The 16,335-nt window shown below is 52.8% G+C and carries 13 protein-coding genes; 11 read left to right on the forward strand and 2 right to left on the reverse strand.

Annotated elements, in window-relative coordinates; all coding sequences use genetic code 11:
- Positions 1-12: 12 nt before the first annotated feature.
- From FDX19_RS11640 to FDX19_RS11655, 4 genes are all read left to right on the forward strand, one after another.
- Entirely contained in the window at positions 13-1,245 is a 1,233-nt protein-coding gene (locus FDX19_RS11640; protein WP_137382822.1) for a winged helix-turn-helix domain-containing protein, read from the forward strand.
- A 51-nt stretch (positions 1,246-1,296) separates the two neighbouring features.
- Entirely contained in the window at positions 1,297-1,479 is a 183-nt protein-coding gene (ycaR, locus tag FDX19_RS11645; protein ID WP_003035793.1) for a protein YcaR, read from the forward strand.
- Complete coding sequence (gene kdsB, locus FDX19_RS11650; protein WP_137382823.1) at positions 1,476-2,222, forward strand: 3-deoxy-manno-octulosonate cytidylyltransferase; 747 nt, start codon at positions 1,476-1,478, stop codon at positions 2,220-2,222. The genes ycaR and kdsB overlap by 4 nt, the downstream gene beginning before the upstream one ends.
- Before the next feature lie 217 nt (positions 2,223-2,439).
- The gene (locus FDX19_RS11655) at positions 2,440-3,333 is read left to right on the forward strand and encodes a YcbJ family phosphotransferase (RefSeq protein ID WP_137382824.1); all 894 of its coding nucleotides are present in this window, start codon (positions 2,440-2,442) and stop codon (positions 3,331-3,333) included.
- Positions 3,334-3,450: 117 nt separating this feature from the next.
- Here the strand turns inward: FDX19_RS11655 and elyC are convergent, their stop codons facing one another.
- Positions 3,451-4,215 carry an envelope biogenesis factor ElyC gene (elyC, locus tag FDX19_RS11660; protein WP_137382825.1) on the reverse strand — a complete coding sequence of 255 codons (765 nt, stop codon included), beginning with the start codon at positions 4,213-4,215 and terminating at the stop codon, positions 3,451-3,453.
- A gap of 135 nt (positions 4,216-4,350) precedes the next feature.
- Here elyC and cmoM point away from each other — a divergent pair, with 135 nt between their 5' ends.
- The 7 genes from cmoM (at position 4,351) to FDX19_RS11695 (ending at position 15,015) form a co-directional block, all read left to right on the forward strand.
- Complete coding sequence (cmoM, locus tag FDX19_RS11665; protein ID WP_137382826.1) at positions 4,351-5,130, forward strand: tRNA uridine 5-oxyacetic acid(34) methyltransferase CmoM; 780 nt, start codon at positions 4,351-4,353, stop codon at positions 5,128-5,130.
- Between the two features lie 3 nt (positions 5,131-5,133).
- Positions 5,134-6,456, forward strand: coding sequence for a chromosome partition protein MukF (gene mukF, locus FDX19_RS11670; RefSeq protein WP_137382827.1), 1,323 nt, complete (start codon positions 5,134-5,136; stop codon positions 6,454-6,456).
- Positions 6,437-7,141 (forward strand): chromosome partition protein MukE, encoded by a 705-nt coding sequence (gene mukE / locus FDX19_RS11675; RefSeq protein WP_137382828.1) that lies wholly within the window; start codon positions 6,437-6,439, stop codon positions 7,139-7,141. The genes mukF and mukE overlap by 20 nt, the downstream gene beginning before the upstream one ends.
- On the forward strand, positions 7,141-11,601 hold the full coding sequence (gene mukB / locus FDX19_RS11680) for a chromosome partition protein MukB (protein ID WP_137382829.1): 4,461 nt from the start codon (positions 7,141-7,143) through the stop codon (positions 11,599-11,601). The genes mukE and mukB overlap by 1 nt, the downstream gene beginning before the upstream one ends.
- Before the next feature lie 261 nt (positions 11,602-11,862).
- Positions 11,863-13,614: a L,D-transpeptidase gene (ldtD, locus tag FDX19_RS11685; protein ID WP_137382830.1), complete on the forward strand. Its 1,752-nt coding sequence runs from the start codon at positions 11,863-11,865 to the stop codon at positions 13,612-13,614.
- 176 nt (positions 13,615-13,790) lie between these two features.
- Positions 13,791-14,339: a YcbK family protein gene (locus FDX19_RS11690; RefSeq protein WP_003831948.1), complete on the forward strand. Its 549-nt coding sequence runs from the start codon at positions 13,791-13,793 to the stop codon at positions 14,337-14,339.
- 28 nt (positions 14,340-14,367) lie between these two features.
- On the forward strand, positions 14,368-15,015 hold the full coding sequence (locus FDX19_RS11695) for an MBL fold metallo-hydrolase (protein ID WP_137382831.1): 648 nt from the start codon (positions 14,368-14,370) through the stop codon (positions 15,013-15,015).
- A 53-nt stretch (positions 15,016-15,068) separates the two neighbouring features.
- Here FDX19_RS11695 and aspC read toward each other — a convergent pair whose 3' ends face one another.
- Positions 15,069-16,259: an aspartate transaminase gene (aspC, locus tag FDX19_RS11700; RefSeq protein ID WP_137382832.1), complete on the reverse strand. Its 1,191-nt coding sequence runs from the start codon at positions 16,257-16,259 to the stop codon at positions 15,069-15,071.
- Between the last annotated feature and the right edge of the window lie 76 nt (positions 16,260-16,335).

The raw sequence follows: 16,335 nt of genomic DNA on the forward strand, positions 1-16,335 counted from the left end.
ATGAGGCCATAAATGTCGTTGCCGCACCTTTCTTTGACGGATGCCCGTCATCTTCACCTTGCTGCACAAGGTCTGCTGAAAAAAACACGTCGTCGGGCAACGCCGGCGGATATTCTGGCGACCATTTCTCGCATGTCCCTATTGCAAATCGATACCATCAACATTGTCGCGCGCAGTCCCTATCTGGTGTTGTTTAGTCGTTTGGGCGACTATTCCCCCCAATGGCTCGATGACGCCTTACTGCGGGGCGAACTGATGGAGTATTGGGCGCATGAAGCCTGTTTTTTACCGCGCAGCGACTTTACGCTGATACGCCACCGCATGCTGGCCCCGGAGAAAATGGGCTGGAAATATAAAGCGGCGTGGATGAAAGAACATGCACATGAAATTGAGCAACTGCTCCAGCACATCCAACATAACGGGCCGGTTCGTTCAGCCGATTTTGAGCATCCTCGTAAGGGCTCCAGCGGCTGGTGGGAATGGAAGCCGCATAAGCGTCATCTGGAAGGGCTTTTTACATCCGGGAAAGTGATGGTGGTGGAGCGGCGTAATTTTCAGCGAGTGTATGATTTAACGCAGCGCGTCATGCCTCATTGGGATGACGAGCGTGACCGGCTATCGCAGGATGAAGCCGAAATTGTGATGCTGGATAATAGCGCTCGTAGTTTGGGTATTTTCCGTGAGCAGTGGTTGGCAGACTACTACCGACTGAAACGTCCGGCGTTAAAAAACTGGTGTGATATGCGAAGGGAACAGCGACATATAATTCCTGTTGATGTAGAAGGGCTGGGTACCCTGTGGCTGCATAGCAACCTTCAGCCGCAACTGGAACTTGCTCTGGCAGGAAAGTTGACTGCCACTCACAGCGCTGTTTTATCCCCGTTTGATCCGGTGGTCTGGGATCGTAAACGAGCTGAACAGCTGTTTGATTTTAGCTACCGACTGGAATGCTATACGCCAGCGACCAAACGTCAGTACGGCTATTTTGTCTTACCTCTGCTGCATCGTGGCCAGTTGGTTGGACGTATAGATGCCAAAATGCACCGTAAAACCGGTGTACTGGAAGTCATTTCACTGTGGTTACAAGATGGCGTTAGGTCCGGGGTGACGCTGCAAAAAGGCTTGCTCCAGGCCATCAGTGATTTTGCTCGCTGGCAGCAGGCGACGCGAGTGACATTGGGGAATTGCCCGGACGGTTTATTTGCTGACTCTCGGCACGGTTGGGAAATAGACCCAGCCTCTTAATTGATTATGTTAATATTTACGGATTCACAATCCGGTCCATCTGGAGGAACTATGGATCATCGTCTGCTTGAAATCATTGCCTGCCCGGTATGCAATGGAAAACTCTGGTTTAACCAGGAAAAACAGGAACTGATTTGTAAACTGGATAACCTTGCTTTCCCACTGCGCGATGGCATTCCCGTTTTGCTGGAAACCGAAGCTCGTGTTCTGACTGCTGATGAGAGTAAATCATGAGTTTTGTGGTCATTATTCCTGCGCGTTATGCGTCCACGCGTTTGCCGGGTAAGCCGCTGCTGGATATCAACGGCAAGCCCATGATTGTGCATGTGCTGGAGCGAGCGCGTGAATCTGGCGCTGAGCGTATTATTGTTGCCACCGATCATGAAGATGTCGCTCGTGCGGTAGAAGCGGTGGGGGGCGAAGTGTGCATGACCCGCGCCGATCACCAGTCCGGTACGGAGCGCCTGGCGGAAGTTGTCGAAAAATGTAGTTTTAGCGATGATACCGTTATCGTGAACGTACAGGGTGATGAGCCGATGATCCCGGCGGTCATTATTCGTCAGGTGGCAGAAAATCTGGCGCAACGTCAGGTTGGAATGGCGACGCTGGCAGCTCCCATTCATAGTGCGGAAGAAGCGTTTAATCCGAATGCGGTAAAAGTTGTGCTGGATGCCGAAGGCTATGCACTCTATTTTTCCCGTGCGACGATCCCATGGGATCGCGACCGTTTTGCCAAAAGCCTCGAAACGGTGGGCGATACCTTCCTGCGTCACCTGGGCATTTACGGTTATCGCGCCGGATTCATTCGCCGTTATGTAAACTGGCAGCCGAGTCCGCTTGAGCATATTGAAATGCTGGAGCAACTGCGTGTGCTGTGGTATGGCGAAAAAATTCACGTCGCCGTGGCTAAGGAAGTTCCTGGCACAGGGGTTGATACCGCTGAAGATCTTGAGCGTGTTCGCGCTGAGATGCGTTAGTTTTTCTCACGATTCTCCATCAAGGTTCGCTGAATAATTTAAGTTGCAGGAGGCTTTACTCACCTGCAGCTTGAAGTATGACGCGTATTTTTGGGAGGCGTATCGTATCGTTACGCTTTTCCTCCACTTTTCTTTTCATCAATTGATCTCATCCGGGTGACATCTGTCTGCACGACGCTCATTATGAAAGCAGTAGCATTTATGAGGGCAATCTGAAATGGAACAGTTGCGTGCCGAACTCAGCCATCTGTTGGGTGAAAAACTCAGTCGTATTGAATGCGTAAATGAAAAAGTGGATACGGCCCTGTGGTCACTGTATGACAGCCAGGGAAATCCGATGCCACTGATGGCGAGAAGTTTCACCACACCGGGGATGGCGCAGCAGTTAGCATGGAAAACCACCATGCTGGCACGCAGCGGGACGGTGCGTATGCCAGTCATTTATGGGGTCTTAACGCACGAAGAGCACCCCGGCCCTGATGTCCTGTTGCTTGAACGTTTACGCGGTGTGCCGGTAGAAGCGCCTGCCCGAACCCCGGAACGCTGGGAGCATTTAAAAGATCAGATCGTGGAAGGCTTATTGTCGTGGCACCGTCAGGACAGTCGTGGCTGTGTGGGGGCGGTGGACAATACGCAAGAGAATCTCTGGCCATCCTGGTATCGGCAGCGTGTTGAAGTGCTATGGAGCACGTTAAACCAGTTCAACAACACCGGACTGACGATGCAGGACAAGCGGATTTTGTTTCGTACCCGAGAATGCTTACCCGCCTTGTTTGAAGGCTTTAATGATAATTGCGTACTGATCCACGGTAATTTCAGTTTACGCAGTATGCTCAAAGATGCCCGTAGCGATCAGCTTCTGGCGATGGTGGGGCCAGGCTTAATGCTGTGGGCGCCGAGAGAGTATGAATTGTTCCGCTTAATGGACAATGCGCTGGCGGAAAGCCTGTTGTGGCAATATTTACAACGCGCGCCGGTGGCGGAATCATTTATCTGGCGGCGCTGGCTATATGTGTTGTGGGATGAGGTTGCGCAACTGGTCAATACCGGGCGTTTTAGCCGCTCTAACTTTGATCTGGCGACTAAATCTCTGCTGCCCTGGCTTGCCTGAATATCCGGTTGCGGCCTTGCCGGATGGCGGCGTGAGCGTCTTATCCGGCCTACAATTGAGCGCTGAACACGCCGGCCTGATAAGACGCGTGAGTGTCGCCATCAGGCAGCATTTCTGTCAATGTTCCGATCCCTTCAGCCACTGCCAGATGCGTCCCAACGTTTCGTAACCAACCCGATCGCTATGCATCAGCCAGACAGGCGAAGGAATTGCTCGCTCCCACGGATTGAGCGGTGAATCGATAGCCAGTTGATTAGCGGGTGCAGGCAAAGGATGCAGTCCGGCCTGCTGGAAGAAAATCATCGCACGCGGTAAGTGTGATGCGGATGTCACCAGCAGGAACGGCGCATCGCCAATGGCCTGTTTTACTGCGGTCGCTTCTTCTTCGGTGTCTTTAGGTTTATCCAGCGTAATGATCTCGCTGCGGGGGATGCCCAGCGACTGCGCCACGCGAGCGCCAGCTTCAGCCGTGCTGACGTTATTGGTTTTCGCGGCAGCGCCGGTAAAAATCAGTTTCGATCCGGGGTTCGCTCGCCACAAACGAATACCTTCATTCAGACGCGGAAGACTATTATTGATGAGGTTAGAACTTGGCGCCCACTGCGGATTCCAGGTATACCCGCCGCCCAGCACCACAATGTATTCCACTTTTTGCGTATCCTGCCAGGTAGGATAACTGTCTTCAAGCGGTTTCAGCAGACGATCGGCGACAGGTTGCAGGCTAAGCAGTAAAAGTGCGAGCCAACTCAGGCTGATACACACTTTCCCCGTTTTCTGAAAGCGGCTAAACCAGATCAACCCCAGGCCGATGCCCATCACAAGCAGCATCAACGGAAGCGGCAGCATCATACCGCCAATCACTTTCTTCAGCGTAAAAAGCATCCTTTTTGGTTCCTTTTTTAACCATATAGCAGGGGATCTGCACCGATATTACACCAGGAAGGTTCATTCTCGGCGTGGGTGTGACAAAATAGCGGTTTTACTTAGTCGCCCTAAAGCCAGCCTGTGGAGAGCCCGATGCGGGATCGCAATTTTGATGACATTGCAGAGAAGTTTTCCCGTAACATTTACGGCACCACCAAAGGTCAATTAAGACAGGCTATTCTTTGGCAGGATTTGGATCGCTTACTGCCCACGCTCGGTGAACAGAAATTACGTATTCTGGATGCGGGGGGGGGCGAAGGGCAAACGGCCATCAAAATGGCGGGGCGCGGTCACTTCGTGACATTATGCGACCTGTCCGGTGAGATGATCGCCCGTGCGCAACAGGCAGCAGAGGCAAAAGGTGTGAGCGGAAACATGCATTTCATACAATGCGCCGCTCAGGATGTTGCTGCGCATTTGGAAAGCCCGGTTGATCTGATATTGTTTCATGCTGTGCTGGAATGGGTGGCTGAACCAGTTTGCGTGCTGCAAACCCTGTGGTCGGTATTACGTCCCGGCGGCGCGTTATCGTTAATGTTCTACAATGCTAACGGTCTGCTGATGCACAACATGGTCGCAGGGAATTTTGACTATGTGCAGGTTGGGATGCCAAAACGTAAAAAACGTACGCTTTCACCAGACTATCCGCGTGAACCAGGACAGGTTTATCAGTGGCTGGAAGAGATCGGTTGGCAGATAACCGGTAAGACAGGCGTACGCGTGTTTCATGATTATCTGCGAGATAAGCATCAACAGCGTGACGGTTATGAAATGTTACTTGAGTTAGAAACGCGCTATTGCCGCCAGGAGCCGTATATCAGCCTTGGCCGCTATATTCATGTCACCGCGCGCAAACCGCAGATGCAAGGATAACCTATGAGTGAATTTTCCCAGACAGTCCCCGAACTGGTTGCCTGGGCCAGAAAAAATGACTTCTCCATCTCTCTGCCGGTAGACAGACTTTCGTTCCTGCTGGCGGTAGCCACGCTGAACGGTGAGCGACTTGACGGTGAGATGAGCGAAGGCGAGCTGGTGGATGCGTTCCGCCATGTGAGTGATGCGTTTGAGCAAACCAGCGAAACCATCGGTGTTCGCGCCAATAACGCGATTAACGATATGGTACGTCAACGTCTGCTGAACCGCTTTACCAGCGAGCTAGCGGAAGGTAACGCTATTTATCGTTTAACGCCGCTGGGGATTGGCATTACGGATTACTATATTCGCCAGCGTGAATTCTCTACATTGCGTTTGTCGATGCAGTTGTCGATTGTTGCTGGTGAGCTGAAGCGCGCGGCAGATGCCGCTGCGGAAGGTGGAGATGAATTCCACTGGCACCGCAACGTCTATGCGCCATTGAAGTATTCGGTAGCGGAAATTTTCGACAGTATCGATTTGACTCAGCGCATTATGGATGAGCAGCAGCAGCAGGTAAAAGACGATATCGCACAGTTGCTGAACAAAGACTGGCGGGCGGCAATTTCCAGCTGTGAAATGCTACTGTCTGAAACGTCTGGTACGCTGCGTGAGCTGCAGGATACGCTGGAAGCCGCAGGCGATAAGCTGCAGGCGAACCTGTTACGCATTCAGGACGCAACGATGGCGCATGACGATTTGCATTTCGTCGACAGGCTGGTGTTCGACCTGCAAAGCAAGCTCGACCGTATTATCAGTTGGGGTCAGCAATCGATCGATTTGTGGATCGGCTATGATCGTCACGTGCACAAGTTTATTCGTACCGCTATTGATATGGACAAAAATCGCGTCTTTGCCCAGCGTTTACGTCAGTCTGTCCAGAGCTATTTTGACGATCCGTGGGCGTTGACCTACGCCAATGCCGATCGTCTCCTGGATATGCGTGATGAAGAGATGGTGCTGCGTGATGAAGAGGTCACTGGCGAGTTGCCCGCTGACCTGGAATATGAAGAATTTAACGAGATCCGCGAACAGCTGGCGGCAATTATCGAAGAACAGTTGGCTATCTATAAATCCAGACAAACGCCACTGGATCTCGGATTGGTCGTGCGCGAGTATCTGGCGCAATACCCACGTGCGCGTCACTTCGACGTTGCGCGTATTGTTATCGATCAGGCGGTACGTCTTGGCGTAGCGCAAGCAGACTTCACCGGACTGCCAGCCAAATGGCAGCCGATTAATGATTACGGAGCCAAGGTACAGGCGCATGTCATTGACAAATATTGAACAAGTGATGCCGGTCAAGCTGGCGCAGGCGCTGGCGAATCCGTTATTTCCGGCGCTGGATAGCGCCTTACGTTCGGGTCGCCATATCGGCCTGGATGAACTGGATAATCATGCCTTCCTGATGGATTTTCAGGAGTATTTTGAAGAGTTTTACAGCCGCTATAACGTGGAATTGATTCGTGCGCCGGAGGGGTTCTTCTATCTACGCCCGCGTTCAACCACGCTTATTCCGCGCTCGGTCTTGTCTGAACTGGACATGATGGTCGGTAAAATTCTTTGCTATCTCTATCTCAGCCCGGAACGTCTGGCGAATGAAGGGATCTTTACCCAGCAAGAACTGTATGACGAGCTGCTAACGCTGGCTGATGAAGCCAAATTGCTGAAGCTAGTGAACAACCGTTCAACCGGTTCAGACGTTGACCGCCAGAAGCTACAGGAAAAGGTACGCTCTTCACTTAACCGCCTGCGCCGTTTAGGCATGGTGTGGTTTATGGGCCACGACAGCAGCAAATTCCGTATTACGGAGTCTGTGTTCCGCTTTGGCGCGGATGTGCGCAGCGGCGACGATCCACGCGAAGCGCAGCGTCGCTTAATTCGTGATGGTGAGGCGATGTCGGTCGAGAACCACCTGCAGCTCAATGATGAGCCAGAAGATAATCAGCCGGACAGTGGAGAGGAAGAATAATGATTGAACGCGGTAAATTTCGCTCACTTACGCTGATTAACTGGAATGGTTTTTTTGCTCGTACGTTTGACCTTGATGAGCTGGTTACCACGCTGTCGGGTGGGAACGGGGCGGGTAAATCCACCACCATGGCGGCATTCGTTACAGCGCTTATCCCGGATTTAACCCTGCTGCATTTTCGTAATACCACCGAAGCCGGTGCAACCAGCGGCTCACGCGATAAAGGTCTGCACGGAAAGCTGAAAGCAGGTGTCTGTTACTCGATGCTTGACGTGCTCAACTCGCGCCATCAGCGTGTGGTCGTCGGCGTGCGTCTGCAGCAGGTTGCCGGGCGCGATCGTAAAGTGGACATCAAACCGTTTGCGATTCAGGGGTTGCCGATGTCGGTGCAACCAACCCAACTGGTTACGGAAACCCTGAACGAACGCCAGGCTCGCGTTCTGTCTCTCGCCGAGCTGAAAGAGAAGCTTGATGAGATGGAAGGTGTGCAGTTTAAGCAGTTTAACTCGATCACCGATTATCACTCGTTGATGTTCGATTTGGGCATCATTGCCCGTCGTCTGCGCTCTGCGTCCGACCGTAGTAAATTCTATCGCCTGATTGAAGCCTCGCTGTACGGCGGTATCTCCAGCGCCATTACCCGCTCGCTGCGCGATTACCTGCTGCCAGAAAACAGCGGCGTGCGTAAAGCGTTCCAGGATATGGAAGCGGCGCTGCGTGAAAACCGTATGACGCTGGAAGCCATTCGCGTCACCCAGTCAGATCGTGACCTGTTTAAGCATTTGATCAGCGAAGCGACCAACTATGTGGCAGCAGACTATATGCGCCACGCTAATGAACGTCGTATTCACCTCGACAAAGCGCTGGAATATCGTCGTGAACTGTACACCTCGCGCCAGCAGCTGGCGGCTGAGCAGTATAAGCACGTAGATATGGCGCGCGAGCTGGGTGAGCATAACGGCGCAGAAGGCGATCTTGAAGCCGATTATCAGGCGGCAAGCGATCACCTGAATCTGGTGCAAACTGCGCTGCGTCAGCAGGAAAAGATTGAACGCTATGAAGCGGATCTCGAAGAACTGCAGGTCCGTCTCGAAGAACAAAACGAGGTGGTTGCGGAAGCCGTTGACCGCCAGGATGAAAACGAAGCCCGTGCGGAAGCCGCCGAGCTGGAAGTGGATGAGCTGAAAAGCCAGTTGGCCGATTACCAGCAGGCGCTGGACGTTCAGCAAACGCGAGCCATCCAGTATACTCAGGCGATTCAGGCGCTGAGCCGAGCCAAAGAGCTTTGCCATTTACCGGATCTCACCGCAGACAGTGCCGCGGAATGGCTGGAAACCTTCCAGGTCAAAGAGCAGGAAGCGACCGAGAAGTTGCTGACGCTGGAACAAAAAATGAGCGTGGCGCAAACTGCGCACAGCCAGTTCGAGCAGGCTTATCAGCTGGTGGCGGCTATCAATGGCCCACTGGCGCGTGGTGAGGCCTGGAGCGTCGCACGTGAGCTGCTGCGTGAAGGTGTTGAACAACGTCATCTGGCGGAACAAGTTCAGCCATTGCGCATGCGTCTGAGCGAGCTGGAACAGCGTCTGCGCGAACAGCAGGAAGCCGAGCGTCTGCTGGCTGAATTCTGCAAACGTCAGGGTAAGCATTTCGATATCGATGAGCTTGAGGCTCTGCATCAGGAGCTGGAAGCGCGCATTGCCGCCTTGTCTGACAGCGTATCGTCTGCCAGCGAACAGCGGATGGCGCTGCGTCAGGAACAGGAACAGCTGCAATCCCGTATTCAGCATTTAATGCAACGCGCGCCGGTCTGGCTGGCTGCGCAAAATAGCCTGAATCAACTGAGCGAACAGTGCGGTGAAGAGTTTACCTCCAGCCAGGACGTGACCGAGTATTTGCAGCAATTGCTGGAGCGCGAGCGTGAAGCCATTGTTGAACGCGATGAAGTCGGTGCGCGTAAAAATGCAGTTGATGAAGAAATTGAACGTTTAAGTCAGCCGGGCGGGGCGGAAGATCAGCGTCTGAACGCACTGGCGGAACGTTTTGGCGGCGTGCTGCTGTCTGAAATCTATGACGATGTTAGCCTCGAAGATGCGCCGTACTTCTCTGCACTGTATGGCCCTTCGCGGCATGCCATCGTGGTGCCGGATTTGTCGCTGATTACTGAGCAACTTGATGGGCTGACGGATTGCCCGGAAGACCTCTACTTCATCGAAGGGGACCCGCAGTCGTTTGATGACAGCGTCTTCAGCGTCGATGAACTTGAAAAAGCGGTGGTGGTGAAAACCGCCGAGCGCCAGTGGCGTTACTCCCGCTTCCCAACGGTGCCGATTTTTGGTCGTGCCGCGCGTGAAAGCCGTATCGAAACGCTGCACGCTGAGCGTGAGGGGCTGTCTGAACGTTTTGCGACGCTTTCATTCGACGTACAGAAAACCCAGCGTCTGCATCAGGCATTTAGTCGCTTTATCGGCAGCCATCTGTCGGTAGCGTTTGAGGCCGATCCAGAAGCCGAAATTCGTCAGTTGAACAGCCGTCGCGTTGAGCTCGAACGTGCGCTCACCAACCATGAAAATGATAACCAGCAAAGTCGTACGCAGTTTGAACAAGCGAAAGAAGGTGTTTCTGCCCTGAACCGCCTGCTGCCGCGTTTAAATTTGCTGGCGGATGACACATTAGCCGATCGCGCGGACGAAATTCGCGAACGCCTGGATGAAGCGCAGGAAGCGGCGCGTTTTATTCAACAACATGGTAATCAGTTGGCCAAACTGGAACCGATGGTTTCCGTTCTGCAAAATGACCCAGAGCAGTTTGAACAGCTGAAAGAAGACTACGCGTATTCTCAGCAGATGCAGCGTGATGCACGTCAGCAGGCCTTTGCGCTGACCGAAGTCGTACAGCGTCGGGCGCATTTTAGTTATTCCGACTCCGCCGAAATGCTCAGCGGTAACAGCGATCTGAATGAGAAACTGCGTGAGCGTCTGGAACACGCGGAGGCTGAACGTACCCGTGCTCGTGAAGCTTTGCGCAGCCATGCCGCGCAGTTGAGCCAGTACAATCAGGTTATGGCCTCGCTGAAAAGCTCTTATGACACCAAGAAAGAGCTGCTGAACGATTTACAACGCGAACTGCAGGATATCGGCGTTCGTGCTGATAGCGGTGCGGAAGAACGTGCGCGTATTCGTCGTGATGAACTGCATGCGCAGCTCAGTAATAACCGTGCTCGCCGTAATCAACTGGAAAAAGCACTAACCTTCTGCGAAGCAGAGATGGAAAACCTGACCCGCAGATTGCGCAAGCTTGAGCGCGATTACCATGAAATGCGTGAGCAGGTGGTGACCGCGAAAGCCGGCTGGTGTGCCGTGATGCGGATGGTAAAAGACAACGGCGTTGAACGTCGCCTGCACCGTCGCGAGCTGGCTTATCTTTCCGGTGATGAGCTGCGTTCGATGTCGGATAAGGCGCTTGGTGCGCTGCGTCTGGCGGTGGCGGATAACGAGCATCTGCGCGATGTGCTGCGCATGTCTGAAGATCCCAAACGACCAGAACGTAAAATCCAGTTCTTTGTGGCGGTCTACCAGCATCTGCGTGAACGTATTCGTCAGGATATCATCCGTACAGACGATCCGGTCGAAGCCATCGAGCAGATGGAGATTGAGCTGAGCCGTCTGACGGAAGAGTTAACTTCCCGCGAACAGAAGCTGGCGATCAGCTCTCGCAGCGTGGCGAACATCATCCGTAAGACTATTCAGCGTGAGCAGAACCGTATTCGTATGTTGAACCAGGGTCTGCAAAGCGTGTCGTTCGGTCAGGTAAACAGCGTTCGTCTGAACGTAAATGTGCGTGAAACGCACGCGACTTTGTTGGATGTCCTGTCCGAGCAGCATGAACAGCACCAGGATCTGTTTAACAGCAACCGTCTGACCTTCTCTGAAGCGCTGGCGAAGTTGTATCAGCGTCTTAATCCGCAGATCGACATGGGACAGCGTACGCCACAAACCATTGGCGAAGAACTGCTCGACTACCGCAACTACCTGGAAATGGAAGTTGAGGTTAACCGTGGTTCTGACGGTTGGCTGCGTGCCGAATCGGGCGCGCTGTCTACAGGGGAAGCGATCGGGACCGGGATGTCGATCCTCGTGATGGTTGTTCAAAGCTGGGAAGATGAAGGACGCAGACTGCGTGGGAAAGATATCTCGCCATGCCGCCTGTTGTTCCTTGATGAAGCCGCACGACTCGATGCCCGCTCCATCGCAACCCTGTTTGAACTGTGCGAGCGTTTGCAGATGCAGCTGATTATTGCAGCGCCGGAAAACATCAGCCCGGAGAAAGGCACAACCTACAAACTGGTGCGTAAAGTCTTCCAGAACACCGAACACGTTCACGTGGTGGGTCTGCGTGGTTTTGCCCCTCAGTTACCTGAGCCGTTACCTGGGATAGAAGATGCCTCTTCGCAGGCAAGCTAAGTAAAAAGGCGGCGCTAAAGCCGCCTTTTTCTTTTCCGACATACACATGATACCTGGTGTAATTTCTTTAGACTTCTTTACATTAGGTTAGGCAAAAATGATTTGATGTTTATATACTGAAGGTAAGCCTAACGCGTCACCGGGCTTGCTCGTCATACTTCAGAATGTATTGGCGTTTTACAGGCCCGCTCCCGTGAGAATAACGGGGAATACAGGCGGTCTGGCTACTCAAAGTATGATAAAGAAAACAGGGGGCAAGGGATGTTGCTTAATAAAATGTGTGGTCGTCGGCTGTCGGCAATCAGTTTGTGCCTGGCCGTAACATTCGCTCCACTGTTCAATGCGCAGGCTGATGAGCCTGAAATGATTCCTGGCGACAGCTCTGCGGCCGTCAGCGAACAGCCTACAGCGTTATCGCAACCGCAGGTACAATCTTACGCGACAGGTGTGATGGCAGGAATTCAGTCTCTGCCCGATGGCACATCTGTGGACAAAGCCCGCGCTGAGTTGCAATCTCAGCTACCAGCAGGCTATACGCCGGTTTATATGAGCCAACTGGAATTGCTGTATGCCGCACGCGAAATGAAACCGATGTGGGAAAATCGTGATGCGGTAAAAGCCTTTCAACAACAGTTAGCCGAGGTGGCGATTGCCGGTTTTCAGCCGCAGTTTAACGCCTGGGTTGCGTTACTGACTGACCCGGCAGTCACAGGTCTGGCACGTGATACTGTGCTTTCTGATGCGATGATGGGCTATCTCCACTTCATTGCAAATATCCCCGTCAAAGGTAGCCGCTGGCTCTATAGCGATAAGCCTTATGCACTGGCAACGCCACCGCTCTCCGTTGTTAACCAATGGCAGGTGGCGCTGGACAACGGTCAGCTAACTTCATTTATCACCAGCCTTACACCTCAGCATCCACAGTATACTGTGATGCATGAGTCGCTGCTGAAGCTGGTGGGGGATTCGCGACCCTGGCCACGGTTAACCAGCACCACGACGTTGCGCCCCGGTGAATGGAGTAATGATATCCCGGCACTGCGCGAAATTCTGCGCCGCACCGGAATGCTGAACGCCGGTGTCAGCACGTCTGCCAAAGAAGGGCGTAGCGCCTACGATCGCGAGCTTGTTGACGCGGTGAAACGTTTTCAGACATGGCAGGGGCTGGGGGCCGATGGCACGATTGGCCCTGCAACCCGCGACTGGCTGAATGTCACGCCTGCTCAGCGCGCAGGCGTGCTGGCGCTTAATATTCAGCGTTTGCGCCTGCTGCCGAGTGAGTTGTCTACCGGCATCATGGTGAATATTCCCGCGTACTCGTTGGTCTATTACCAGAATGGTAATCAGGTACTGGCTTCCCGTGTTATCGTCGGACGTCCCGATCGTAAAACGCCGATGATGAGCAGCGCGTTGAATAACGTGGTTGTAAACCCACCGTGGAACGTGCCGCCGACGCTGGCGCGTAAGGATATACTGCCTAAATTGTGGAACGATCCGGGGTACCTTGAGCGTCACGGGTATACTGTAATGCGCGGCTGGAACAGCAAAGAGACGATAGATCCGTGGCAGGTTGACTGGGCTACCATCACCGCCTCGAATCTGCCGTTCCGCTTCCAGCAGGCACCGGGCGCGCGTAATTCGCTGGGGCGCTATAAATTCAACATGCCGAGTTCTGATGCCATTTATCTGCACGATACGCCAAACCATAATTTGTTCCAGAAGGATACTCGGGCGCTAAGTTCTGGCTGTGTGCGCGTGAATAAGGCCTCGGAACTGGCGAATATGCTGCTGCAGGATGCTGGCTGGAATGATACGCGCATCTCGGATGCCCTGAAGCAAGGGGATACGCGGTATGTCAATATTCGCCAGAATATTCCGGTCAACCTGTATTATCTGACTGCCTTTGTCGGAAGCGATGGACGTACGCAGTATCGAACAGATATTTACAATTACGATCAGACAGCGCGATCCAGCGCACAAATCATGTCGAAAGCTGAGCAATTAATCAGATAAATGAAGCAGTTCGAGGAAAATGATTGTCGTAAGTTATGACGAAAACGGGGCAGGATGGCTGTAAGCCCCGTATTTCCTGGGTTTGGGAGCCTTGACGTGGACTACTTAGCCAGATAAGGTTTCCCGCGTGCGCTAGAGCATACATACGATAACATTGACCTGTAGACCTTAATACCATGGACAAATTTGACGCTAATCGCCGCAAATTGCTGGCGCTTGGTGGCATTGCCCTCGGCGCTGCCATCCTGCCCACGCCTGCGTTTGCAACACTCTCCACCCCACGTCCGCGTATATTGACGCTGAATAACCTGCATACCGGTGAGTCAATTAAAGCAGAGTTTTTTGATGGCAGGGGCTATATTCAGGACGAATTAGCAAAACTTAATCACTTTTTCCGTGACTTTCGGGCGAATAAAGTGAAATCCATCGACCCAGGATTGTTTGATCAACTCTTCCGTCTGCAGGGACTGCTGGGTACGCGTAAACCCGTACAACTAATCTCCGGCTATCGCTCCATCGATACCAATAACGAACTCCGTGCACGTAGTCGTGGTGTGGCAAAGAAAAGCTACCACACGAAAGGCCAGGCCATGGATTTCCATATTGAAGGCATCGCATTAAGTAATATTCGCAAAGCTGCGTTATCTATGCGCGCAGGTGGTGTAGGATACTACCCCAGCAGTAACTTTGTGCATATTGACACCGGGCCCGCACGGCACTGGTGATCCGTAAGCTTAATGAAACAGGAGCTGTATGAACTATCGTATTATTCCGGTCACTGCATTCGCCCAGAACTGCTCGCTAATCTGGTGTGAGCAGACGCGTCTGGCCGCACTGGTCGATCCCGGCGGTGATGCCGAGAAAATCAAACAGGAAGTCGATGCCAGCGGTCTGACGCTCATGCAGATCCTGCTTACTCATGGTCATCTCGACCATGTTGGTGCAGCGGCAGAACTGGCACAGCATTACGGTGTACCGGTTATTGGGCCGGAAAAAGAAGATGAGTTCTGGCTGCAGGGGCTACCTGCGCAAAGCCGTATGTTTGGCCTGGGTGATTGTGAGCCGTTGACGCCCGATCGTTGGCTTAACGAAGGCGATCGGATTAGCATCGGCAACGTAACCTTACAGGTGTTGCATTGCCCGGGTCACACGCCAGGGCATGTCGTCTTCTTTGATGACCAATCAAAGTTACTGATTTCCGGTGATGTGATTTTTAAAGGCGGCGTAGGGCGCAGCGATTTCCCACGCGGAGATCACAGCCAATTGATTGACGCTATCAAACGTAAACTCTTACCGTTGGGTGATGACGTGACGTTTATTCCGGGTCACGGACCACTCTCGACGCTGGGTTACGAGCGGCAGCATAACCCGTTCCTGCAGGATGAAATGCCGGTCTGGTAACACTACAGATAAATAAAAAGGCCGCGACTGCGGCCTTTTTTGTGTGCGATAGATTACAGAACAGCGACAATCGCTTCGCATAACGGCGCCATGTTGTCTGGCGTCATTCCTGCTACGTTCACGCGTCCTGAGGCCACAGCATAAACACCAAACTCTTCACGCAGGCGGAGAACTTGTTCTTTCGTCAGGCCGCTGAATGAGAACATACCGTTCTGTTTGATGATAAAGCTGAAATCGCGGTTTGCGCCTTTCTCCTGCAACGTGTTGACGAACAGCAGACGCATGCGCTGAATGCGTTGGCGCATGTCAGTCAGTTCCTGTTCCCAGATAGCACGTAGCGCATCGTTGCTCAGAATTGTCGCGACAACTGAGGCACCGTGTGCCGGTGGGTTGGAGTAGTTCGCACGAATGACCGATTTCATCTGGCTAAAGGCACGGTCAACGGTTTCTGCATCGGCAGCGACCAGCGTACAGGCGCCTACACGCTCATTGTACAGACCAAAGTTTTTGGAATAGGAACTGGCGACAATCAGCTCTTTATGCAGCGCGGCGAATGCGCGCAGACCTTCTGCATCTTCTTCCAGACCACGAGCAAAGCCCTGGTAGGCGAAGTCGAACAGTGGCAACCAACCTTTGTCGACAGACAGCTGAGCCAACGTTTGCCATTGCTCCAGCGTCGGATCAATACCGGTCGGATTATGGCAGCAGCCGTGGAATAATACGACGTCGCCAGCTTGTGCTTCAGCCAGGCTTGCCAGCAGCGCATCAAAGTCCAGTGAATGGTTTGCCGCATCGTAATAGTTATATTCACGCACTTCCAGACCAGCTGAATTAAATACGCTCTTATGGTTCGGCCAGCTTGGGTTGCTGACCCACACGCGTTTTGCGCTGGTGTTTTTTGCCAGGAAATCAGCGGCCACACGCAGGGCACCCGTACCACCAGGGGTCTGCGCTGTACGTGCGCGTTTGTCATTAATCAGTGCACTCTCTTTACCAAACAGTAATTCCTGAGTGCAGCGACCAAACTCTGGAATACCGTCAATGCCAAGATAGTTTTTGGTAGTTTCATTTTCCAGGATATATTGCTCGGCTTTTTTAACGCTGGTCAGTACCGGCGTTTTGCCTGTCTCATCTTTATATACACCGATTCCGAGGTTTATTTTCCCCGGGCGGTCATCGGCACGAAACAAATCAGCCAGGCCCAAAATGGGGTCGGCAGGAGCGGCGGTAATGTTCTCAAACATGACGAGGTTCCATTGTGGTTACAGAAGGGAAGTCCGCTATCAGGTTAACGGTAGATTTACAAAATGCCAACCGTTA

Source organism: Citrobacter sp. wls619 (genome assembly GCF_005281345.1).
Taxonomy (GTDB): domain Bacteria; phylum Pseudomonadota; class Gammaproteobacteria; order Enterobacterales; family Enterobacteriaceae; genus Citrobacter.

Bases quoted from the DNA above. Each gene is read 5' to 3' on its own strand.
- mukF (WP_137382827.1), top strand. From the start codon at position 5,134: ATGAGTGAATTTTCCCAGACAGTCCCCGAACTGGTTGCCTGGGCCAGA.
- FDX19_RS11655 (WP_137382824.1), top strand. From the start codon at position 2,440: ATGGAACAGTTGCGTGCCGAACTCAGCCATCTGTTGGGTGAAAAACTC.
- mukB (WP_137382829.1), top strand. From the start codon at position 7,141: ATGATTGAACGCGGTAAATTTCGCTCACTTACGCTGATTAACTGGAAT.
- cmoM (WP_137382826.1), top strand. From the start codon at position 4,351: ATGCGGGATCGCAATTTTGATGACATTGCAGAGAAGTTTTCCCGTAAC.
- FDX19_RS11695 (WP_137382831.1), top strand. From the start codon at position 14,368: ATGAACTATCGTATTATTCCGGTCACTGCATTCGCCCAGAACTGCTCG.
- FDX19_RS11690 (WP_003831948.1), top strand. From the start codon at position 13,791: ATGGACAAATTTGACGCTAATCGCCGCAAATTGCTGGCGCTTGGTGGC.
- elyC (WP_137382825.1), bottom strand. From the start codon at position 4,215: ATGCTTTTTACGCTGAAGAAAGTGATTGGCGGTATGATGCTGCCGCTT.
- mukE (WP_137382828.1), top strand. From the start codon at position 6,437: ATGTCATTGACAAATATTGAACAAGTGATGCCGGTCAAGCTGGCGCAG.
- aspC (WP_137382832.1), bottom strand. From the start codon at position 16,259: ATGTTTGAGAACATTACCGCCGCTCCTGCCGACCCCATTTTGGGCCTG.
- ycaR (WP_003035793.1), top strand. From the start codon at position 1,297: ATGGATCATCGTCTGCTTGAAATCATTGCCTGCCCGGTATGCAATGGA.
- FDX19_RS11640 (WP_137382822.1), top strand. From the start codon at position 13: ATGTCGTTGCCGCACCTTTCTTTGACGGATGCCCGTCATCTTCACCTT.
- ldtD (WP_137382830.1), top strand. From the start codon at position 11,863: ATGTTGCTTAATAAAATGTGTGGTCGTCGGCTGTCGGCAATCAGTTTG.
- kdsB (WP_137382823.1), top strand. From the start codon at position 1,476: ATGAGTTTTGTGGTCATTATTCCTGCGCGTTATGCGTCCACGCGTTTG.